Here is a 21,067-nt window from a genome sequence, read left to right as displayed (position 1 = left end):
TCTGCCCGGTGAAAGGCTCCGGCACGCCCCGACTATGCTCGCTCCCGCACCGACGACATCCAGACCAGGAGCACCCATGGCCCTCAAGATCACCGTGATCGGCACCGGTTATCTCGGCGCCACGCACGCCGCGGCCATGGCCGAGCTCGGCTTCGAGGTGCTCGCCCTGGACGTCGTCCGCGAGAAGATCGAGAAACTGGAGCGGGGCGAGGCCCCGATGTACGAGCCCGGCCTGGAGGAGCTGCTGCGCCGGCATGTCGCCGGATTCCAGGGTACGACCGGACGGCTGCGCTTCACCCAGGACTGGGCGGAGATCGGCGCGTTCGGCGACGTCCACTTCGTCTGCGTGAACACCCCGCAGAAGCACGGCGAGTACGCCTGCGACATGTCGTACGTCGAGTCCGCCATCGCCTCGCTCGCTCCGCATCTGCACGGGCCCGCTCTCGTCGTCGGCAAGTCGACCGTGCCCGTCGGTTCCGCCGACCGTCTGGCCGCCTACCTGGCCGAGAACGCCCCGGCCGGCGACGACGCCGAGCTGGCCTGGAACCCGGAGTTCCTGCGCGAGGGCTTCGCCGTCGACGACACCCTGCACCCCGACCGGATCGTGGTCGGCGTGCGCAGCGAGCGCGCCGAGAAGCTGCTGCGCGAGGTGTACGCCACCCCGGTCGAGGAAGGGTCGCCGTTCGTCGTGACGGACTTCCCGACCGCCGAGCTGGTGAAGACGTCCGCGAACTCCTTCCTCGCCACCAAGATCTCCTTCATCAACGCGATGGCGGAGGTCTGCGAGGCCGCCGGCGGCGACGTCGCCAAGCTCGCCGAGGCGATCGGCTACGACGACCGGATCGGCAAGAAGTTCCTGCGGGCCGGGATCGGCTTCGGCGGCGGCTGCCTGCCGAAGGACATCCGCGCCTTCATGGCGCGCGCCGGTGAGCTCGGTGCCGACCAGGCGCTGACCTTCCTGCGCGAGATCGACTCCATCAACATGCGCCAGCGCGGCCAGATGGTGGAGCTGGCCCGGCAGGTGCTGGGCGGCGGCCCGTTCCTGGGCAAGCGGGTCGCGGTGCTCGGCGCCACCTTCAAGCCCGACTCCGACGACGTACGGGACTCGCCCGCGCTGAACGTCGCCGGGCAGATCCACCTCCAGGGCGGCCAGGTGACCGTCTACGACCCCAAGGGCATGGAGAACGCCCGCCGGGTCTTCCCCACCCTGGGCTACGCCGACTCGGCGCTGGAAGCGGTCCGGGGCGCCGACGTCGTACTGCACCTGACCGAGTGGCGGGAGTTCCGCGAGCTGGACGCGGCCGCACTCGGCGAGGTCGCGGCGGCCCGGGTGATCCTCGACGGGCGCAACGCCCTCGACCCGGAGCTGTGGCGCAAGGCCGGCTGGACGTACCGGGCGATGGGCCGGCCGACCGCGTAGTACAGCTCCTGGACATGACAGCGACGTCGGTTCGGCCGGGGCTCAGCCGGCCGAACCGACGTCTGTCTGCATTCTGCCTCACGGGACGGCCGCATGGCCGGTGAACTCCCTGTGGGTCACCCCTCCTTGGCGCGGTACCGGCGCATCTTCGCGCGGGCCCCGCACACCTGCATCGAGCACCAACGGCTGCGCCCGGCCGGACTGCGGTCGTAGTACGCCCAGTGGCAGGTGACCGCCTCGCAGGCCTTCAGCCGGGTCCAGGTACCCGCGACGAGCGACTCGGCGACGGCCGCGGCGACGCGGGAGAGCAGCGGGCCGTCGTCGCCGGGTGAGAGGTGGGCCGAGCCGTCCCGCGCGTCGACCGTCACGAGCAGCGGGGCCGCCGCGAGCAGGTCGCCGAGCGGGGTGACCGCGCGGTGCGGGGGGTGGCCGGCGTGGGCGAGCAGGGTCGCGCGCAGCGACTCGCGGAGCTCGCGGGCGTACGGCAGGTCGTCCTCGGCGAGACCGAAGCGCTCGCGCGCGTCGGCCGTGTCGAGGGCGTCCGTGCCCGTCTCGACGTCCAGCGTGTTCACCAGGGACTCGATCAGAGCCAGGCCGCCCGGCGCGGGCGATCTTCCACTCATGGCTGCACGCTACCTCCCGCATTTCCCCTTGCGAGGTTACCGGCTATGCGCAAGCATGCAGTAACGGTTACTGGTTACCCCCTCCTAGGGGTAACCTTCGCCTTCGAGGAGGAGTCATGGCACTCGCCAAGCTGGGACAGGTCGTCCTGGACTGTCCCGACCCGTACGCGCTGGCCGGTTTCTACGCCGAGGTGCTCGGCGGCACCGTCGAGGGAGAGGGGGACTGGGTCGACCTGCAGGTGCCCGGAGGACAGTCGCTGGCCTTCCAGGCCGCCCCCGGTTTCGTACCGCCGGCGTGGCCTGCGGCCGACCACTCGCAGCAGTTCCACCTGGACCTCACCGTCGACGACCTGGACACGGCCGAGAAGGGCGTGCTCGCGCTTGGCGCGAAAGCGCTGGACGCGGCGGACCGCTCGCGCTCGTTCCGTGTGTACGCGGACCCGGCGGGGCACCCGTTCTGCCTCTGCGCCTGCTGAGAACTGCGCGCCGCTGAGAACTGGAGGCCCCATGCCGCCCGTGGCACATCTCCGCTCTGTCGTGATCGACTGCCCCGACCCGCCCGCGCTCGCCGACTTCTACGCCCGGGTCGGCGGCGGCACACCCCAGGCGGAGGACGACGACTGGGTCGTCCTGCAGGTCCCCGGAGGGCCGCGGCTCGCCTTCCAGCGGGCCAAGGGCCTCGCCCCGCCCGAGTGGCCGCGCGCCGACCGCAACGCCCAGCAGTTCCACCTGGACTTCGACGCCGGGGCCACGTGGGAGGAGATCGACGCGGCCCACGAGAAGGTGCTGGCACTGGGCGCGCGGCCGCTGGACCTGGAGGACCGGGAGAAGAAGGACTTCCAGGTGTACGCCGACCCGGCCGGGCACCCGTTCTGCCTGTGCCGGATCGAGCACCCGGAGGGGCTGGACTAGAAGCCCACTGGGGCGTGTTCAGCCGTCCAGCTCGGCGATTTTCGCCGTGGACGGCTCCCTGCGCTGCTGGGCGGCCTTCGCGGTGAAGTCGGCCGTGCGCAGGGCGCGCTGGACGTTGCCCCAGGCGAGGAGGGCGACGTCCGGCTCGGACCAGCCGCGGCGGAGCAGTTCGGCGATGAGGCGCGGGTAGCAGGAGGCGTCGGCGAGGTCCTGGGGGTGCGCCGCGCCGGAGTCGTAGGTGCCCGACAGGCCGACGCTCTGCGGCCCGGCGACCTCGCGGACGTGGTCCAGGTGGTCGGCGACGTCACGGACCGTCGGTCCGGTCTGCTCGGCGGTCAGCGGCACCAGGCACACGCCCTTGGCGGCGCCCAGGTCGGCGAGCAGGTCGTCGGGGAGGTTGACCGGGTGGGGGCGCAGGGCGCGGGCAGCGGAGCGAGTGAACAGCACCGGCGCCTTGGACAGGGCGAGCGTGCGCCGGATCGTGGCCTCGGAGGCGCCGGAGAGGTCGGGGAGCACCCCGAGCCGGTTCATCTCGCGCACGACCTCCTCGCCGAACCGGGTCAGGCCCGCCTCGCTCGCCCAGGACGTGCCGGAGAGGGTGAGCACGCGCAGGCCGAGCGAGTGCAGGACGCGCAGGATGCTCACGGAGTCGTCGACCGCGGCGGCCGCGGCGGGCCCCAGCAGGACGGCGACCCGGCCGCAGTTGCGGGCGTCGATGACCTGCCCGGCACTGCCGGCCAGCCGCAGCCCCTCGGGATGCGCGCCGATCACCGACCGCACCAGGTCCAGCTGCTCCAGGGTCGCCCCCACGGCCCGGTCGACGGCCAGCCCCTCCGGCAGGTGCAGCGACCACAGCAGCGCGCCGACATGCCCGGCGCGCAACCGTGGCACGTCCGTGTCGACGGCGCGCTCGCCGTCCTCCAGGTCGTACCAGGGCAGGTGCCGCAGCGCCCAGGGCAGCCCGCTGTAGCCGTCGGCGACGGGGTGCGCGGCCAGGATGGTGTGGGCGCGCTCCAGAGGGGCGGCATCCGGGTCGGAGACGAGCGTGTACGCGTCGAAGGGATCAGACAGCTCGTCGAGCTCGCCGACCTCGGGAGGGGTGTGCAGTTCGTCCTGGAGGTCTGCCATGGAGGTCTCCGTACGTCGTGATCGGCGTCCTGATCAGCAGTACGGTCACCGTCCCACGGAGGCGAGGGGGCTTCCTGGTGGGTGGGGCGTTCGGGGGTACTCCTCGCGCTTCGGCGGACCGGTCAGCGGCCCTGCGCCACCTGGATGACCTCGTCCAGGGTGTCGCGGGAGCGGATCAGGTCGCGGATCATGCCGTCGATGCCGTCGCGTTCGGCGGTGAGGTTCTCGACCAGCTTGGGGATGGCGACGGTGGAGGGGCCGCCGTCGGTGTCCCGCATTCAAGGGAGCAGTTCCGCGATCTTCGCGCTGTGGAGCCCGGCCGCGAAGAGTTCCTGGACGTGGACGACCCGGTCGCGGCCGCGTCCGGGTGCTCCCAGTGTCCGCCGGGCGTGCGCTCGGGGCGTGAGCCGGCGCCGATCTCGTCGCGCTCGGCCGGCCCTTCCTCGCCCAACCCGACCTCGTGGCGCGGCTGCGGCTGGGGGCGCCGCTCAGCGAGGTGCGGGACCGGTACCTGACGTACGTGGGCGGGGCGACCGGATACACCGACTGCCCCGCCCTCTCACAGGAGGCCCAGGAGTGTCCCAGGAGTCCCAGGAGTCCCGGGGCCCAGGAATCCGACGAGTCCGGTCAGCCGTCGAGCGACTCGATCGTCGCGTTGGACGGCGAGCGCGTGGCCTGAAGGTCGCGGGCCACGTCCTCCGCCGCGCCCAGCACCCGTACCGCGTTCTGCCAGGTCAGCTTGGCCAGGTCGGTCTTCGACCAGCCGCGGTCCAGGAGTTCCGCGATCAGGTTGGGGTAGCCGGAGACGTCGTCGAGGCCGTCGGGTGTGAAGGCCGTGCCGTCGTAGTCGCCGCCGATGCCGAGATGGTCGATGCCGGCGACCTCGCGCATGTGGTCGAGGTGGTCGGCGACCGTGGACGCCGTGGCGATCGGACGGGGGGTGCGCTCCTCGAAGGCGCGGTGGACCTTCATCGCCTCGGCGGTCGTGTCGAGGTGGTGAAAGCCGTGGGCGCGCATGTTCGCGTCGGCCTCGGCCGTCCAGTCGACGGCCGCCTGGAGCACGAACTTCGGCACGAACGTCACCATCGCGACACCGCCGTTGGCGGGCAGCCGCTCCAGCACGTCGTCCGGGATGTTGCGCGGGTGGTCGCACACGGCCCGCGACGAGGAGTGCGAGAAGATCACCGGGGCGCTCGTCGCGTCCAGCGCGTCCCGCATGGTCGTCGCCGCCACGTGGGAGAGGTCGACGAGCATGCCGAGACGATTCATCTCCCGGACCACCTCGCGCCCGAACGCCGAAAGACCGCCGACCGCCGGCTCGTCAGTCGCAGAGTCCGCCCACGCCACGTTGTCGTTGTGCGTGAGGGTCATGTAGCGCACGCCGAGGCCGTACAACCCCCGCAGGGTGCCGAGGGAGTTGGCGATGGAGTGGCCGCCCTCCGCGCCCATGAGCGAGGCGATACGGCCGTCCGCGCGCGCCTCCTCCATGTCGGCGGCCGTCAGCGCGGCGCGCAGGTCCGCCGGATGGCGTGCGATCAACTGCCGTACGCAGTCGATCTGTTCCAGCGTCGCCGGGACGGCGTCGGGCAGATCCGAGCGGACGTACACCGACCAGTACTGCGCGCCGACACCGCCCTCGCGCAGGCGGGGGAGGTCGGTGTGCAGGTGCGCGCTCTGGGAGGTGGCGATGTCGCGGGCGTCGAGGTCGTAGCGGACCTGTTCGCGCAGCGCCCACGGGAGGTCGTTGTGCCCGTCGACGACGGGGAACTCCCGCAGCAGCTGCCGGGCTTGCGCCAGCGAGGTCATCCGCGTCACTTCCCGAAGCCGAAGCCGCTGCCCGAGCCCTCGACCTTGGAGCGCAGGCGCTTGCCCTTCTCGGTGGCCTGGTCGTTCAGTTCCTGCTGGAACTCCCGCATACGGCCGAGGAGTTCCTCGTCGTGCGCGGCAAGGATGCGCGCCGCGAGCAGACCCGCGTTGCGCGCGCCGGCGACCGAGACGGTGGCGACCGGGACACCGGCCGGCATCTGCACGATCGACAGCAGGGAGTCCATGCCGTCCAGGTACTTCAGCGGTACGGGCACGCCGATCACCGGCAGCGGGGTCACCGAGGCGAGCATGCCGGGCAGATGGGCGGCGCCGCCCGCACCCGCGATGATCACCTTGAGCCCCCGGTCCGCGGCCTGCTCGCCGTACGCGATCATCTCGCGCGGCATGCGGTGCGCGGAGACGACGTCGACCTCGTACGCGATCTCGAACTCGTCGAGCGCCTGGGCCGCGGCCTCCATGACGGGCCAGTCGGAGTCCGAACCCATGACGATGCCTACAACGGGGCTCATTCGGTGATCGTGCCTCTCAGGTAGCCGGCTGCGTGACGGGCGCGCTCCAGCACGTCGTCGAGGTCGTCGCCGTAGGTGTTGACGTGGCCGACCTTGCGGCCGGGCTTCACGTCCTTGCCGTACATGTGGATCTTGAGCTGGGGGTCGCGGGCCATGCAGTGCAGGTACGCCGAGTACATGTCCGGGTAGTCGCCGCCCAGGACGTTGACCATGACCGTCCACTTCGCGCGCGAGCGCGGGTCGCCGAGCGGGAGGTCGAGGACCGCGCGGACGTGGTTGGCGAACTGTGAGGTGACCGCGCCGTCCATCGACCAGTGGCCCGAGTTGTGCGGGCGCATCGCCAGCTCGTTGACGAGGATGCGGCCGTCGCGGGTCTGGAACAGCTCGACGGCGAGGTGGCCGACGACACCGAGCTCCTGGGCTATCCGCAGCGCCATCTCCTCGGCGCGCAGGGCGAGGCCCTCGTCGAGGTCGGGGGCGGGCGCGATCACCGTGTCGCAGACGCCGTTGACCTGCTGCGACTCGACGACCGGGTAGGCCACGGCCTGGCCGTGCGGGGAGCGTACGACGTTCGCGGCGAGCTCGCGGACGAAGTCGACCTTCTCCTCGGCGAGCACGGGGACGCCGGCACGGAAGGGGTCGGCGGCCTCCTCGACGGAGTCCACCACCCACACGCCCTTGCCGTCGTAGCCGCCGCGGACGGTTTTGAGGACGACGGGGAAACCGTCGCCCTCCGCGGCGAACGCGGCCACGTCCTGCGGGTCGCTGACGAGACGGTGGCGTGGACACGGCACGCCGATCGCGTCGAGTCTCGCGCGCATCACGCCCTTGTCCTGGGCGTGCACGAGCGCGTCGGGGCCGGGGCGCACGGGGATGCCGTCCGCCTCCAGGGCCCTGAGGTGCTCGGTCGGCACGTGCTCGTGATCGAAGGTGATCACGTCACAGCCGCGCGCGAACTCGCGCAGCGTCTCCAGGTCGCGATAGTCGCCGATGACGACATCGCTGACGACCTGCGCCGCGGAATCCTGAGGAGTGTCACTGAGGAGCTTGAACCTGATGCCCAACGGGATGCCCGCTTCGTGTGTCATACGCGCGAGCTGGCCCCCGCCGACCATGCCGACTACCGGGAACGTCACGCCCCCAGGGTATCGGCCAGGCCACGCGGGCCGGATCCCGCGCCTCTCACCCGCCCCTTTCCGGACTCATAACGGGTGTTTTCCGACCTCTTTCCGAGCTGTGGCCCACCCGTGAGCGGGTCCACAGGAAAACCCTCCGGGGGGTGGTTAGCATGACTGAGTTGACGAAATCCGACCGGACGGGGGCCTGTACGACCATGGAACGTGGTTCCGCAAGGCTTCGACGGCTCGTGCACGAAGTGGCCAAGTTCGGCGCCGTGGGCGGTGCCGGGCTTCTCGTCAACCTGGGCGTGTTCAACCTGGTACGCCACGTCACCGATCTCCAGGTGGTGCGGGCCAGCGTCATCGCGACCGTCGTCGCGATCGTCTTCAACTACGTCGGCTTCCGCTACTTCACGTACCGGGACCGTGACAAGAGCCGCCGCAGCAAGGAACTCACGCTGTTCCTGCTGTTCAGCGTGGTCGGCCTGGTCATCGAGAACGGCATCCTGTACGCGGCGACGTACGGCTTCGGCTGGGACAGCCCGCTGCAGAGCAACGTCTTCAAGTTCCTCGGCATCGGCGTCGCGACGCTCTTCCGCTTCTGGTCCTACCGCAGCTGGGTGTTCCGCACGCTGCCGGCGCGCGAGGCCGTCGCGGACGCGGAATCGTTCCTCGAGGCGGAGGCGAAGGAGAAGCCGAGGACGCGGGTCAGCTGACGCTCGCCGTACGGCGCCGTCTCAGCGGACCGTCGGCTCCTCGTCGTCCGGGGTCAGCGCCCGCTTCACAGGCGTACGGGACAGGAACAGGCCGAAGACCGGCGGCTGGGCCTGGAGCATCTCCAGGCGGCCTCCGTCGGCCTCCGCGAGGTCGCGGGCGACGGCCAGGCCGATGCCCGTGGAGTTGCGTCCGCTGATCGTCCGTTCGAAGATCCGCGCGCCGAGGTCGGCGGGGACGCCGGGGCCCTCGTCGGTCACCTCGACGACCGCCTGGTTGCCGATGACGCGGGTGCGCATCGCGACCGTGCCGCCACCGTGCATCAGCGAGTTCTCGATCAGCGCCGCCAGGACCTGCGCCACGGCGCCGGGCGTGCCGACGGCCTGGAGGTGGCGCTTGCCCGAGCTGACGATCGCGCGGCCCGCGCTGCGGTACGCCGGGCGCCACTCCGCGAGCTGCTGCTGGATGACCTCGTCGAGGTCGAAGGAGACGGCGGAGCCCGTGCGCGGGTCGCGGGAGTTGGTCAGGAGGCGTTCGACGACGTCCGTCAGGCGTTCCACCTGGGTGAGCGCGATGGTCGCCTCCTCCTTCACCGTGTCCGGGTCGTCGGTGAGGGTGATCTCCTCCAGCCGCATGGACAGCGCGGTGAGCGGCGTACGCAGCTGGTGGGAGGCGTCGGCGGCGAGGCGGCGCTCGGCGGTGAGCATACGGGCGATGCGCTCGGCGGAGGAGTCGAGGACGTCCGCGACCCGGTCCAGCTCATGGACGCCGTACCGCTTGTGACGGGGGCGCGGGTCACCCGACCCGAGGCGCTCGGCGGTCTCCGCGAGGTCGGTCAGCGGGGAGGCCAGGCGGTTGGCCTGACGGATCGCGAGGAGGACGGCGGCGATCACCGCGAGCAGCGCCACCGCGCCGATGATCAGCAGCGTGCGGCCGACCTCGCGGGTCACGGTGGAGCGCGGCTCCTCGACCCGGACGAGCTCGCCCTCCTCGCCCCGCTCCTCGGCGTGGATGACGTCTCCAGCCGGTTTGTCGCCGATCTCGATGTCCGGCCGCCCGGGGATATGGATCACGGCGTAACGGTCCTGCGTGACCTGGTCGTGCAGGATGTCCGAGGTGACGTCCTCCTTGCCGAGCAGTCGGCTGTCCACGATGCCGACCAGCCGGACCGCCTCGGAGTCCACGCGTTCCTGGGCGCTGCTGGTGATCGTGCGGCTCTCGACGATCACCAGGGACACGCCGAAGACCGCGATGACGACGAGCACCACGGCGAGCGTGGACTGGATCAGTCGGCGACGCATGTCCTCTTATCCCACACAGCCCGTTGTCCCGAGGGGTGCCCGCGGGCTCAGCTCTTCTCGAAACGGAAGCCCACGCCGCGCACGGTCGCGATGTAGCGGGGGTTCGCCGCGTCGTCGCCGAGCTTCTTGCGCAGCCAGGAGATGTGCATGTCGAGGGTCTTGGTCGACGACCACCAGGTGGTGTCCCAGACCTCGCGCATCAGCTGGTCGCGGGTGACGACCCGGCCCGCGTCCCGCACCAGGACCCGCAGCAGGTCGAACTCCTTGGCGGTGAGCTGGAGCTCCTCGTCGCCCATCCACGCGCGATGCGACTCGACGTCGATGCGCACGCCGTGGGTGGCGGGCGGCTGCTGCGGCTCGGCGGCACCGCGCCGCAGCAGGGCCCGGACACGGGCGAGCAGCTCGGCGAGCCGGAAGGGCTTGGTGACGTAGTCGTCGGCGCCCGCGTCGAGGCCGACCACGGTGTCCACCTCGTCGGCACGCGCGGTCAGGATGAGGATGGGGATGGTGTGCCCCTCGGCGCGCAGTCGGCGGGCCACCTCGAGACCGTCCATGCCGGGCAGGCCGAGGTCCAGCACGACCAGGTCGATGCCGCCCTGGATGCCGGCGTCGAGCGCCGTCGGGCCGTCCTCGCGGACCTCGACCTCGTAACCTTCCCGGCGCAGTGCGCGGGCCAGCGGCTCCGAGATGGACGCATCGTCCTCGGCGAGCAGTACACGGGTCATGAGCTGATGGTAGTCCGCCCGGTGGTCACTCAGAGGTGTGATCGGCGCCTCTGTTTCTTACCGAGGGACATGCCGGACACACCTGCACACAGATCCCTCACGGACCCCCCGCATCACCTGCCGCGATCTTGATGCTGACCTGTGGTCGCGGGGTGTCATCCTGGGATGGACCTTCAAAACAGCGTTCACGGTTCCTTGATCCCCTGTGATACCTGTCTCAAGTCCTTTCATATCCGGCACTGTCCTGCCGTATGGTGAATCTACGCCTGTAGCACCGTGGGGACCTTTGGCGCTCATTTGACGCTGAAGGTCTCTTTTGTGTGCGGGCCGGCAACCGTCGGCCTTGAAAGGAAAGACCCCCAGCAAGGAACGACCATGGCGTCCAGCCTGACGACGGTCCGCCCGGGTACCCCCGGCTCCGGGAAGACCTTCTTCGGCCACCCTCGAGGACTGGCCACTCTCTTCATGACCGAGATGTGGGAGCGCTTCTCCTACTACGGCATGAAGGCCCTGCTCCCGCTGTACCTGGTGGCACCGGGCGGGCTGCACATGAGCGCGGCCACCGCGACCGCGATCTACTCGGTGTACCTGTCCCTGGTGTACCTGCTCACCCTCCCCGGCGGCTGGTTCGCCGACCGCGTCCTCGGCCCCCGCAAGACGGTCGCCGTCGCGGGCGCGGTCATCATGCTGGGCCACCTGACTCTGGCCCTGCCGAGCTCCGGCACCTTCTACGCGGGCCTCGGCCTGGTCGCGATCGGTTCCGGTCTGCTGAAGGCCAACATCTCCACGATGGTCGGCCACCTCTACGACGGCCCGCAGGACCCGCGCCGCGACGGTGGCTTCACGATCTTCTACATCGGCATCAACCTCGGCGCCTTCGCGGCCCCGCTGGTCATCGGCACCGTCGGTGAGAACGTCAACTGGCACCTGGGCTTCGCGCTCGCCGCGCTCGGCATGGCACTGGGTCTCGCCCAGTTCCTGCTCGGCAGCCGCCACCTGAGCGCGCACTCGAGCGTCGTCCCGACGCCGCTCACGGCCGAGCAGAAGACGGCCACGCTGCGCAAGTCGGCGCTGTGGGCGGGTGTCGCGGCCGTCTTCTACGCGATCGTCGGCTTCTCCGGCCACTACACGCTGAACTGGCTGCTGGTCCCGATCACCCTCGCCGGTCTGATCATCCCGGTCCTGGTCATCGCCCGCATCAAGCGGGACAAGGAGCTGGACCGCGCCGAGCAGTCGAAGATGTCCGCGTACATCTGGTTCTTCGTCGCCGCGGCCGTGTTCTGGATGATCTACGACCAGGGTGGCTCGACGGTGTCGCTGTTCGCCGAGTCGTCGGCCAAGAACACCGTCTTCGGCTGGGAGTTCCCGGTCTCCTGGTACCAGTCGGTCAACCCGGTCATGATCATGGCGCTGGCTCCGGTCTTCGCCTGGGCGTGGCTGGCGCTGGCGCGGCGTGACAAGGAGCCGAGCACCGCTGTGAAGTTCACGATGGGCCTGGTCCTGATCGGCGCCTCGTTCTTCCTTTTCCTCGCGCCGCTGTCGATCGCCGAGGGCGGTCACAAGGCGGCCGCGCTGTGGCTGGTGGCGATCTACTTCGTCCAGACCGTCGGTGAGCTGACCATCTCCCCGGTGGGTCTGTCCGTCACGACGAAGATGGCTCCCGCGAAGTACGCCTCCCAGATGATGGGCGTCTGGTTCCTCGCCGTCACCGCCGGTGACGCCACGACCGGCCTGCTCTCCATCGCGGGCGTCAACCTCAACAGGTCGGGCATCGTGGCCCTGGAGGCGGTCCTCGCCGTCATCGCCGGTACGGCGGTGTGGATGTACCGCAAGCGGGTCAAGGAGCTCATGGGCGACGTCAACTGACGTACGTCCGGCTGTCCCGCGCAGGGCGGAGGGCCACCGCGTCTTCGGACGCGGTGGCCCTCCGGGCGTTCGTACGGGGTGGCCTTCCGGCGTTCGTACGGGGTGTGTCAGCGCGTGCGCCTGCCCGGCAGGAACGTGAAGATGCCGCCGCCCAGAAGGACCGCCGTCCCCGCGACCAGGGCCAGGGCCTTGAGGGCGCCGTGGTCGCCGGCGCCGGTCTCGGCGAGGCCGCCCGAGGTGGACGTACCGCCGGAGGACGAGCCGCCGGAGGACGAGCCGCCGGAGGAACCGCCCGAGGACGACGAGCCGCCCGAGGCTCCGCCGGGCTGCTGGGTGGTGTCGAGGGTCAGGGAGACCACCGACGTCTCGGGGGTGCAGGTCGTGGTCGTGCCGAGGGCCTTGATCGTCAGGACACCGGGCGACAACGTCGACTTGCCGTTCGCGCCCGGCTTGTACGTGCCGGTCAGGTCCGGGATCTCGATCGGGTCGCCCGCCTTGATGTCCGACGTGTTGGCCGGGCCCGCCACCTGCACCGTCCCGGTGTCGGCGCCGCCCAGGACGACCTGCATCGACGGCTCGACCGAACCCTTGGGGATGTTCGCCGGGCTGTCCATCACCGACTTCCCGAACCGCACGCTGAGGTCGTAACTCCCGCCGTTCTTCTTGGCGTTGATCTGCACCGGCGACGTCGCCTCCTTGTCGCCGATGGGCGTCTTGCAGGCGTAGGGAACCTGGACCTCCTTGCCCGTGAAGTCGGTCTGCCCGTCGTCGCCGCTCGGGCTCGAACTCGGCGACGCGCTCGGGGACCCGCTGGGCGTGCCGGACGGCGTCGGCGAGGTCGACGGCGAGCCCGTCGGATCGGGCGTGGTGCTCGGCGAACCGCCGCTCCCGGAGGTCACCGTGATGGTCGCCGCCGGCTGCACGGCCTGCGTCGGCGCGCACTTGGTGTCGGTCCCCATGGCGTTGACCACGTACGCGTCCGGCGTCAGCGTCACCTGCCCCGCCGCCGTCAGCTTCAGAGTGCCCTTCATGTCGGACAGCACCATGGCGCCGCCCTTGGGGATCGCCGGGTTCTCACGCGGCCCCTGCATCGCGACGTCGGCGCTCTGCGCGCCGGCCGCCTTGAGGGTGCCGGACGGCTGGACCGAGTTCGCGGGCAGGTCGATGATGTCGGGGTTCTTCGAAGCGGCCTGCGTGAACTTCCAGACGATGTCGACGGTGTCGCCGACCTTCGCCGTCGCCGGGGCGGTGATCTCGACCTTGGTGGTGCCCTCGACGTCGGGCAGGCCTACGCCCGCCGGCGGGATGCACTTGGTCGCGTACGACACCTCGGCGGCCTGCGCGGGGGCGGCCACCGCCAACCCCAGCAGGACGCTCGCCCCGCCGCAGACCAGCGCGACGCCCGCCGCGCCCGCTCTCCTTCGCGTTCTCACATGGGTCCCTTCCTGGTGGGAGTCCTAGGACTCGCCGGGCTGTCGTCGTGCGGGTTGTCGTCGTGTTGTGCGGGGAGCCGGCCGGTCGTGCCCGGGTCGGAGTCCGGGGAGAACCACGGCAGGGTCGCGGCCGTCGGGGACGCGCTCTCGGCGACCCCGAACCTGGGCAGGCGCAGGGTGCGTTCGGGCAGGCTCGGGGCGCGAGGCCGGCTGCGGCCGGGCCGCCGCTGGTGCCCACCGGCCGACCCCGGGTGTCGAGGCCGGACCCGGTCCACCACGGCCAACCCGATACGGAACAAGGCCGTCGGCACGACCACGCAGAGCAGGATCCAGAACAGGGTCACGCCCCAAGGGCGGCCGACGCCCCACGGCTGCTCGGCGAGCACCTTCCCGCCGTACTTCAAGGACACCGTGTAGTCGCCGTGGGCCCCGGCCGCGAGCTCGACCGGCAGTCTGATGCGCGCCTTCTTGCCGGGCGCGAGGGTGCCGCGCCACTGCTGTTCCTGCCACTGCGGGGCGAACACGCCGTGTGAGGTGCCGATCTGGAAGACGGGGTCCTTCACCGGGCCTGAGCCGACGTTTCCGACCGTGAGGACGAGTGTGCGGGACGGGGGCGCCCCGAACCACGTCAGCAGCCCGCTGGAGCCCTCGAGCCGGGTGTCGGTGAGCACGGAGAGGCGTCCGCCGTCGGTCTCCTTCGGCAACGGCTCGACCGGATGCCCGGCGACCTGGAAGACGGCGTCCGCCTCCGCCTTCGCGCCCGTCACGGTCGCCACGTGCACCACACAGGGGCACGGCACGGGTGGTTCGGTCACCGGCAGCTGCCTGCTGAAGCGTCCGTCGGCGTCGGTGGTGACGGCCCGGCCGTCCGCGTTGGCGCAGGAGTTGGTGCCGCCGGGTACACCGCGCGAGGGTACGGACTGGCCGCAGATCAGCATCATCAGCAGGGCACGCGGACGCCAGTCGGTGCCGGTGACGGTGAGGGAACCTCCGGTGCCGGCTTGCGACGTGGAGAGCTTCACGGTGGGCGTGTCCGCCATGGCCGTCCCGGCCAGGGGCAGCAGGAGCATGACGAGCAGCGCGAGCGCCGCCGCCGACGCGGTCGCGATCCGCGCCCTGCCGGTCATGTCAGCGCTCCCGTCAACTCGGGGCTCCGGGTCGGGGATTCGGCGGCTTCGGCGGCTTCGGAGGCTTCGGCGGCTTCGGCAGCTTCGGCAGCTTCGGCAGCTTCGGAGGCTTCATCCTCGGGCCCACGGCGCCTGCGCCGCCGTACGACCGCGGTGGTGACAAGGAGCAGCGCGCCGGCCGCGGCGCCCGCCACCGCGTCCCACGGCACGAACCGTGCGGAGGCATGGGCCGTGTCGTGCGCGCCGCCCGCCGCGGTCACCGTCAGCCGGACGTCGACGGCGTCCAGGGCGGGCGGGTCGGGCCATGGCTCGGTCAGCTTCAGGCGGCTGCCCGGGGCAAGTTCGACTGGCAGGGTACGTGGAGCGCGGTCGAGAACCCGTCCGAGGACGCCGTCCGCGCGCACCGCGAGCCTCGGCACGAGGGCCGTGGTGCCCCGGTTGACCAGCTCGTACGTGATTCGGTCGCCGCGTACGGCCACGTGCTCCACGGTCAGCGCGGCGAGCTCGGGCCCGCCGGTCCGCAGCAGCAGCCGCACGGCGCCCTGCCGGCCGTCGGCGTCCCGCACGACGATCGCGCCGGTACGGTCCCCGGGCGCGCTCCCTGCCGGGACGCGCACGGTGAACGGGACGTCGGCACGGGTGCGGGCGGGGATCCTCACGGCGGTCTCGGCGAAGGCCACGGGCACGCCGGTGCCGGTCAACCGTACGGTGACCGGTCCCGCGCCCCGGTTGGTCACGGACACCGTGTCCCGCAGGGCCGTCCCGGGCACGCCCTCCACGTAGAAGGACGGCCGCCCGGTGCCGGAGGGCGCGACCGACCAGCCATCGGCCGCGGCAGCGGTGGAGGTCATGCCCAGAACGCACAGCGCGGCCAGGAGCAGGACACGGGCGACGTGGCACATCGGCGGCTCCAGCGGTGGTGGCGAGGGCGGCGGGCTTGACGGTGTCGGCGGGCTCGGCGGCGCGGGTGGCTTCGGGGGGCTTGGCGGCCCGGTGGCTGCACTGGTCTCGGCGGGCTCGGCGGCTTCGGCGGGGCTGGGGGCTCGGCGGTCGTATCGGCTACAGCGGTCTCGGGGGCTCCGGCGGTCTTGGGCTCCGAGAGCTCTCGGCGGCGACGAGAGGCTTGGGGCTCGGCGGTTGTACCGACTTCAGCGGGCGGGTCGGCGGAGGTCAGCGGCGGGCGCGTGCCGGCTGGTTCCGGCGGGTCAGCCAGAGGGTGCCGGCGGCGCCGGCGAGGAGGACGGTGCCGCCGAGTGTGGCGAGGGCGACGGCGGAGTCCTCGGGGCCGGTCTGTGGAAGCTCGGCGCCGGAGTCGCCGCCGTTCTGGGTGCCGCCGTTCTGGGAAGCGCCTCCCGACGCCACCGTCACGTCGAGGGTGAGGGACGGCCCGGGGGTGTTGGTGGGGGTGCACGTCGTGGTCGTACCGAGGGCCTTGATGGTGAGCGTGCCGGCCGTGAAGGTGACCTTGCCGCTCTTCTTCGGGGTGTACGTGCCCGACAGGTCGCTGATCTTGATCGGGGTGTCAGCAGGGATGGCGGCCTGGTTGGCGGGGCCGCTGACGGCGAGGATGCCGCTGTCGGCGCCGCCGAGCTTGATGGTGGCGCTCGGGTTCATCGCGCCCTTGCCCAGTTCGACGGGGCTGGACGAGACGCCCTTCTGCCAGGACATGGTGATCTTGTAGCCGGAGCCGCTCTTGACGCCCTTGATGTCGATGGGCGAGACGGCGCTCTTGTCGCCGATGGGTGTCTTGCAGGCGTAGTTGACGTCGACGACGTCGGCCCGGGCCATCGGGGCGGCCCCCCACACCGCCGAGCCGGCCAGGGCCGCGACAGTCGCGAGCGCCGCGGTTCGCTTCTGATACGACACGGTCCCTCATTCCTGACGGCACATCAGATCGGTCCGTCAAGGTACGCCCGGGTACGTGAGGAAGGAAGACACGGGGCGGGCCGGAGTTGTGGGGATCCGTGGCGAGCGCGGGAAGGGCCCGGGGACGGCGCGATGCGGGGCCGGGGTGGGTACGGGAGGGATCCGGAGGCGGCGCGATGCGGGGCCGGGGCGGGCACAGGACGGGGCCGGGCCGCGTGCCGCCCGGGCGGGCGTCCTGGCCGAGCGTGCCGGGCGGTGCGGGGTGACTGGAGGTCGGGCAAGCCACCGAAAGCCGTACGGACGCCGGGCGCCGCTGGAGCCCGGGCCCGCGTAAGCGCTGCTCGGACGGCCGCACGAGGCGTCCCGCAGCGCAGCCTGCGTAAGACGGCGCGGGGCGCGAAAAAACGCGGCACGGCGAGCGCAAGGCCCGGGCGCGTGAGGCGGCGCAGCCTGCGAAACGCTCAACCTGCGCAAGGCGGCGCAGCCTGCCGGGCACGTCAACCCGACGCCCGGCCGTGCAAGGCGGCGCAGCCTGCGTAACGCTCAGCCTGCGTAGCGCTCAGCCTGCGTAACGCGGCGCGTCGCGCAAATCACGGCACGGAGTGCGCAAGGCGGCTCAGCCTGTCCAAGGTCGTGTGGTCCCCTGAAGCGCCGCAGGCGTGTGTGCCGGTCAGGCCGGAGCGCCCAGTTCCGCCCAGACCTTCTTGCCCGTCAGGCCGGGGGTGCGGACGACGCCCCAGTCCAGGCAGAGGCGCTGCACGATGAACATGCCGTGGCCGCCGGGGCGGCCGGCGCGGTGGGGGGTGCGGGGGGCCGGCTGGCCGGTGCCGCGGTCGGAGACCTCGACGCGGATGACCTTGTTGTCGCAGCTGATCTGCAGCTCGTCCGGCCCCTCGGCGTGCAGGCACGCGTTGGTGACCAGCTCGGACACCACGAGCAGCACATCCTCGGCGGCGGCCCGCTGGTCGGCGGTGGCGGCGGGCAGCCAGCCCCACGCGTACAGCGCCTGGCGGGCGAAGTCGCGGGCGAGCGGTACGACGCCGCTCGCGTCGTCGAAGCTCAGCCGTCGGACCTGCCGGCTCGACGGCACCGCTTCGGTCGAGCCCGGCACCGCTTCGGTCGAGCCCGGCGCCGCGGGCCCTCTGGGCGCACCTGACATCTCCACCGCCCCCGGCGCTCCCGTCGAGGCGGGCGGCACGGCCGTACCGCCCCCGGACGCACCGCCCCCCGGCGCGCTCCCCGAGGTCGCCCCGGACCCCGGCGCGCCGCCTCCCTGGAACGCCCCGGAAGCGCCGCTGGGCTCAGGGGAGCCCGGCGAGTAAGGCCGGGTGGTGCTCATCAGCGCTTCACCTCACCGATTCACCAGTTCACGATTCAAAAGTCATTCTGTCCGGTCAGTCAGTACACACGACTCTTGCAGTACACACGGTTCCGGCTCGGTCCGCCGCCGTTCCTTACGGATTCACGGCCGGTCGTCCTCGATTCTGGCGCAGGAACGCCGGTTCCCCGTCCTCCCGTGACCATGTGCCACCGACATGTTCAGGAGGTCTCCTGCCCGACCGAACCGGCAGAACACCCCTCTTTTCGGCGCGGATGGTGTGACGTAGGGGACGCGTCCGCGCACGGGTGCCAGGGGCGCGGCGATGAGCAGGCACGACGGCCAGGCGTCTCACCGGTCCCGTCCGCCGGGTCAGCCGGCGTCGCCGGCCAGGGCCGCCTCGACCGTGTCGTGCACGGTGAAGACCGCGTCCGCGCCGGTGATCTCGAAGACCCGGGCCACCACGGGCAGCATCCCCGCGAGATGCACCCCGCCTCCGGCGGCCTCCGCCTTGAGCCGGGCACCGAGCAGTACGTTCAACCCGGTGGAGTCGCAGAACTCCAGCCGTGAGCAGTCGACGACCAGTCGACTGAAGCCCTTGTCGAGGCAGTCCTCGAGTGGCTCACGCAACAAATCGGCCGTGTGGTGATCCAATTCACCTGCCGGAGTCACGACGGCACTGGAGCCTTCTTGCCGCACCTCCACCAGAAGCCGGCCCGACTGCGCGCTGCCGACCGTCCCGTGGTCCATGCCGTCTCTCTCCCGAGGTCGTGGCTGCTGACTGACGCCCTCGAACACTACGCCTTCCTCACACACTCCGACACCCGAACAACCACCCACAAACGGACATTTACCAACGAAACGCACTTGCGAGGGGCTCGGGAAAGCGGGTAGGGCTAGTAAGGACACGTACCCGACACGGCCGGCTTTGGAGGCGCCGCACACCGCAGTGCACGAACTGGCTCCGGCAGCCATATGCCGAGAACGATGGAGGACATCATGTCACCCCGGCTCGACGCCTCGCATACCCAGACGGCGACGTCGACACCCCCTCCGGAACATCTGGATCCCATCGAACAGGACCACGGCGCTCACGCCGAGCACGACGACTTCCTGTCCGGACTTCCGGAGATACCCCCGTACGACGAGGTGGGTCCCGTCGACGCACGGGCGCTGTCCAAGACGCTCTTCGAGCGGCTGGAGTCCCTCGAGGAGGGCACCCACGAGTACTCGTACGTTCGCAACACCCTCGTCGAACTCAACCTCGCCCTGGTCAAGTTCGCCGCCTCCCGCTTCCGCTCCCGCAGTGAACCGCTCGAGGACATCATCCAGGTCGGCACCATCGGCCTGATCAAGGCGATCGACCGCTTCGAGCTCTCCCGTGGGGTCGAGTTCCCCACGTTCGCGATGCCAACCATCGTCGGCGAGATCAAGCGTTTCTTCCGCGACACCTCGTGGTCCGTGCGCGTCCCGCGCCGGCTTCAGGAACTCCGGCTCGACCTGGCCAAGGCCGGTGACGAGCTCGCCCAGCAACTGGACCGAGCCCCCACGGTCCAGGAGCTCGCGGAGCGCCTCGGCCTGTCCAGGGACGAGGTCGTCGAGGGCATGGCGGCGTCGAACGCGTACACCGCCTCCTCCCTGGACGCCCAGCCCGAGGAGGACGACTCCGAGGGCGCGCTCGCGAACCGGATCGGCTACGAGGACCACGGACTCGAAGGCATCGAGTACGTCGAGTCGTTGAAGCCGCTCATCGCCGAACTCCCGCAGCGGGACAGAAAGATCCTTTCCCTGCGTTTCGTCGCCAACATGACCCAGTCGGAGATCGGCGACGAGCTCGGCATCTCCCAGATGCACGTCTCGCGACTGCTGTCGCGGACGCTCGTACGCCTGCGGAAGGGACTCACGGTCGAGGAGTAACCCGACACGGAGCAACAAAACCCCACAGCCTTGCCGACCTGCCTCGGCGCTCACCCGTAGCGCTCGTGGGCAGGCGGATCAGGCGACCCGTACGCCCCTGCGCCACACCTCCGACACCAGCGGAACGCCCGGGCGGTAGGCCAGGTGGACGTGGCTCGGGGCGTCCAGCAGGGTCAGGTCGGCGCGGGCGCCGGGGCTGAGGCGGCCGATGTCGTCGCGCCGCAGGGCCGCCGCGCCGCCCGCCGTGGCCGACCAGACGGCCTCGTCCGGGGTCATGCGCATGTCCCGGACGGCGAGCGCGATACAGAACGGCACGGACGAGGTGAAGGACGAGCCAGGGTTGCAGTCCGTGGAGAGGGCGACCGTGGCACCCGCGTCCAGGAGACGACGGGCGTCCGGCCACTCGGCGCGGGTGGAGAACTCGGCGCCGGGGAGGAGCGTGGCGACCGTGCCGCTGTTGGCCAGGGCGTCGACGTCGGCGTCCGTCAGGTGGGTGCAGTGGTCGGCGCTGGCCGCGTCGAGTTCCACGGCGAGCTGGACGCCGGGGCCGTAGGACAGCTGGTTGGCGTGGATGCGGGGGTGCAGGCCCTTCTCCTTGCCCGCGGTGAGGATCGCGCGGGCCTGGTCGCCGTCGAAGGCGCCCTTCTCGCAGAAGACGTCGATCCACCGGGCGTACGGGGCGCAGGCGTCGAGCATCTCTCCGGTGACCAGCGCCACATAGGCGGCCGGGTCGTCGGCGTGGTCCGGGGAGACGATGTGGGCGCCGAGGTAGGTGACCTCGTCGGTGTGGGCGGCGGCGATACGCAGGGCGCGGGCCTCGTCCTCGACGGTCAGGCCGTAGCCGGACTTGGTCTCGAAGGTGGTCGTGCCCTGGCGGAGGGCCTCGGCGAGGTAGCGGGTGAGGTTCGTCTCCAGCTCGGCGTCCGTCGCGGCGCGGGTGGCTGCGACGGTCGTACGGATGCCGCCCGCGCTGTAGGGCCGACCGGACATGCGGGCGTTGAACTCCTGCGTACGGTCCCCGGCGAAGACAAGGTGGGAGTGGGAGTCCACGAAGCCCGGGAGGACGGCCCGGCCGCCCGCGTCGACCCGATTGTCAGTGGCGGGTGCTTTGCTTGATTCACCGGTCCACACGACACGGTCGCCGTCGATGACGACGGCCGCGTCCTGGATCAGGCCGAGGGGGGATCCGTCACCGAGGGAAGGGTCGTTGGTGACCAGCGTGGCGATGTTGGTGATGACAGTGGCGCTGCTCATGGTGTCCTC

The 21,067-nt window shown here is 71.2% G+C and carries 20 protein-coding genes and 2 pseudogenes; 7 read left to right on the top strand and 15 right to left on the bottom strand.

Annotated elements, in window-relative coordinates:
• Window positions 1-76: 76 nt before the first annotated feature.
• Window positions 77-1,420: a UDP-glucose dehydrogenase family protein gene (locus tag AC067M_RS23135; RefSeq protein ID WP_478698899.1), complete on the top strand. Its 1,344-nt coding sequence runs from the start codon at window positions 77-79 to the stop codon at window positions 1,418-1,420.
• A 116-nt stretch (window positions 1,421-1,536) separates the two neighbouring features.
• On the opposite strand, the gene AC067M_RS23130 is transcribed toward AC067M_RS23135, so the two are convergent.
• Window positions 1,537-2,043 carry a CGNR zinc finger domain-containing protein gene (locus AC067M_RS23130; RefSeq protein ID WP_478698898.1) on the bottom strand — a complete coding sequence of 169 codons (507 nt, stop codon included), beginning with the start codon at window positions 2,041-2,043 and terminating at the stop codon, window positions 1,537-1,539.
• A gap of 116 nt (window positions 2,044-2,159) precedes the next feature.
• Here AC067M_RS23130 and AC067M_RS23125 point away from each other — a divergent pair, with 116 nt between their 5' ends.
• Both AC067M_RS23125 and AC067M_RS23120 read left to right on the top strand, forming a co-directional pair.
• Window positions 2,160-2,519 (top strand): VOC family protein, encoded by a 360-nt coding sequence (locus AC067M_RS23125; RefSeq protein WP_478698897.1) that lies wholly within the window; start codon window positions 2,160-2,162, stop codon window positions 2,517-2,519.
• Between the two features lie 31 nt (window positions 2,520-2,550).
• Complete coding sequence (locus AC067M_RS23120; RefSeq protein WP_478698896.1) at window positions 2,551-2,955, top strand: VOC family protein; 405 nt, start codon at window positions 2,551-2,553, stop codon at window positions 2,953-2,955.
• Between the two features lie 18 nt (window positions 2,956-2,973).
• Here the strand turns inward: AC067M_RS23120 and AC067M_RS23115 are convergent, their stop codons facing one another.
• On the bottom strand, window positions 2,974-4,083 hold the full coding sequence (locus AC067M_RS23115; RefSeq protein ID WP_478698895.1) for a dipeptidase: 1,110 nt from the start codon (window positions 4,081-4,083) through the stop codon (window positions 2,974-2,976).
• A gap of 122 nt (window positions 4,084-4,205) precedes the next feature.
• Window positions 4,206-4,480, bottom strand: a pseudogene (locus tag AC067M_RS23110) (MerR family transcriptional regulator); the annotation flags it as partial.
• A 9-nt stretch (window positions 4,481-4,489) separates the two neighbouring features.
• On the opposite strand from AC067M_RS23110, the pseudogene AC067M_RS23105 reads away from it, so the two are divergent.
• Window positions 4,490-4,762 (top strand): annotated as a pseudogene (locus AC067M_RS23105) (hypothetical protein); the annotation flags it as partial.
• On the opposite strand, the gene AC067M_RS23100 reads toward AC067M_RS23105, so the two are convergent.
• Genes AC067M_RS23100 through AC067M_RS23090 form a run of 3 tightly spaced genes read right to left on the bottom strand, consistent with a single transcriptional unit; the run spans window position 4,711 to window position 7,555 of the window.
• Window positions 4,711-5,889, bottom strand: a complete 1,179-nt coding sequence (locus tag AC067M_RS23100) for a dipeptidase (protein ID WP_478698894.1) — start codon at window positions 5,887-5,889, stop codon at window positions 4,711-4,713. The pseudogene AC067M_RS23105 and the gene AC067M_RS23100 sit on opposite strands and share 52 nt — an antisense overlap.
• 5 nt (window positions 5,890-5,894) lie before the next feature.
• Complete coding sequence (gene purE, locus AC067M_RS23095; RefSeq protein WP_078947878.1) at window positions 5,895-6,419, bottom strand: 5-(carboxyamino)imidazole ribonucleotide mutase; 525 nt, start codon at window positions 6,417-6,419, stop codon at window positions 5,895-5,897.
• The gene (locus AC067M_RS23090) at window positions 6,416-7,555 is read right to left on the bottom strand and encodes a 5-(carboxyamino)imidazole ribonucleotide synthase (RefSeq protein ID WP_478698893.1); all 1,140 of its coding nucleotides are present in this window, start codon (window positions 7,553-7,555) and stop codon (window positions 6,416-6,418) included. The genes purE and AC067M_RS23090 overlap by 4 nt, the downstream gene beginning before the upstream one ends.
• Before the next feature lie 197 nt (window positions 7,556-7,752).
• On the opposite strand from AC067M_RS23090, the gene AC067M_RS23085 reads away from it, so the two are divergent.
• Window positions 7,753-8,253, top strand: coding sequence for a GtrA family protein (locus tag AC067M_RS23085; protein WP_478698938.1), 501 nt, complete (start codon window positions 7,753-7,755; stop codon window positions 8,251-8,253).
• 21 nt (window positions 8,254-8,274) lie between these two features.
• Here AC067M_RS23085 and AC067M_RS23080 read toward each other — a convergent pair whose 3' ends face one another.
• Window positions 8,275-9,552: an ATP-binding protein gene (locus AC067M_RS23080; RefSeq protein ID WP_478698892.1), complete on the bottom strand. Its 1,278-nt coding sequence runs from the start codon at window positions 9,550-9,552 to the stop codon at window positions 8,275-8,277.
• Window positions 9,553-9,599: 47 nt separating this feature from the next.
• On the bottom strand, window positions 9,600-10,277 hold the full coding sequence (locus AC067M_RS23075; RefSeq protein WP_037677291.1) for a response regulator transcription factor: 678 nt from the start codon (window positions 10,275-10,277) through the stop codon (window positions 9,600-9,602).
• 375 nt (window positions 10,278-10,652) lie between these two features.
• On the opposite strand from AC067M_RS23075, the gene AC067M_RS23070 reads away from it, so the two are divergent.
• A complete protein-coding gene (locus tag AC067M_RS23070) occupies window positions 10,653-12,143 on the top strand; it encodes an oligopeptide:H+ symporter (protein ID WP_478698891.1) in 1,491 nt (496 codons plus the stop codon).
• 107 nt (window positions 12,144-12,250) lie between these two features.
• On the opposite strand, the gene AC067M_RS23065 is transcribed toward AC067M_RS23070, so the two are convergent.
• The 6 genes from AC067M_RS23065 to AC067M_RS23040 form a co-directional block, all read right to left on the bottom strand.
• Window positions 12,251-13,576, bottom strand: coding sequence for a hypothetical protein (locus tag AC067M_RS23065; RefSeq protein ID WP_478698890.1), 1,326 nt, complete (start codon window positions 13,574-13,576; stop codon window positions 12,251-12,253).
• Window positions 13,573-14,703 carry a hypothetical protein gene (locus AC067M_RS23060; RefSeq protein WP_478698889.1) on the bottom strand — a complete coding sequence of 377 codons (1,131 nt, stop codon included), beginning with the start codon at window positions 14,701-14,703 and terminating at the stop codon, window positions 13,573-13,575. Before AC067M_RS23060 ends, AC067M_RS23065 begins: the two co-directional genes overlap by 4 nt.
• On the bottom strand, window positions 14,700-15,605 hold the full coding sequence (locus AC067M_RS23055; protein WP_478698888.1) for a COG1470 family protein: 906 nt from the start codon (window positions 15,603-15,605) through the stop codon (window positions 14,700-14,702). The genes AC067M_RS23060 and AC067M_RS23055 overlap by 4 nt, the downstream gene beginning before the upstream one ends.
• A 268-nt stretch (window positions 15,606-15,873) precedes the next feature.
• Window positions 15,874-16,569 carry an LPXTG cell wall anchor domain-containing protein gene (locus AC067M_RS23050; protein ID WP_478698887.1) on the bottom strand — a complete coding sequence of 232 codons (696 nt, stop codon included), beginning with the start codon at window positions 16,567-16,569 and terminating at the stop codon, window positions 15,874-15,876.
• Between the two features lie 670 nt (window positions 16,570-17,239).
• A complete protein-coding gene (locus AC067M_RS23045) occupies window positions 17,240-17,908 on the bottom strand; it encodes an ATP-binding protein (protein ID WP_478698886.1) in 669 nt (222 codons plus the stop codon).
• Between the two features lie 351 nt (window positions 17,909-18,259).
• The gene (locus AC067M_RS23040; protein WP_133928635.1) at window positions 18,260-18,637 is read right to left on the bottom strand and encodes an STAS domain-containing protein; all 378 of its coding nucleotides are present in this window, start codon (window positions 18,635-18,637) and stop codon (window positions 18,260-18,262) included.
• Window positions 18,638-18,886: 249 nt separating this feature from the next.
• Here AC067M_RS23040 and AC067M_RS23035 point away from each other — a divergent pair, with 249 nt between their 5' ends.
• The gene (locus AC067M_RS23035; protein ID WP_478698885.1) at window positions 18,887-19,804 is read left to right on the top strand and encodes an RNA polymerase sigma factor SigF; all 918 of its coding nucleotides are present in this window, start codon (window positions 18,887-18,889) and stop codon (window positions 19,802-19,804) included.
• A 78-nt stretch (window positions 19,805-19,882) separates the two neighbouring features.
• Here AC067M_RS23035 and hutI read toward each other — a convergent pair whose 3' ends face one another.
• Window positions 19,883-21,058: an imidazolonepropionase gene (hutI, locus tag AC067M_RS23030; protein WP_478698884.1), complete on the bottom strand. Its 1,176-nt coding sequence runs from the start codon at window positions 21,056-21,058 to the stop codon at window positions 19,883-19,885.
• Window positions 21,059-21,067 lie beyond the last annotated feature (9 nt).

This window comes from Streptomyces sp. NPDC043427 (assembly GCF_056436655.1).
Note: the sequence above shows the minus strand (reverse complement) of the source record. Positions and strands in the feature narration are given on the sequence as shown.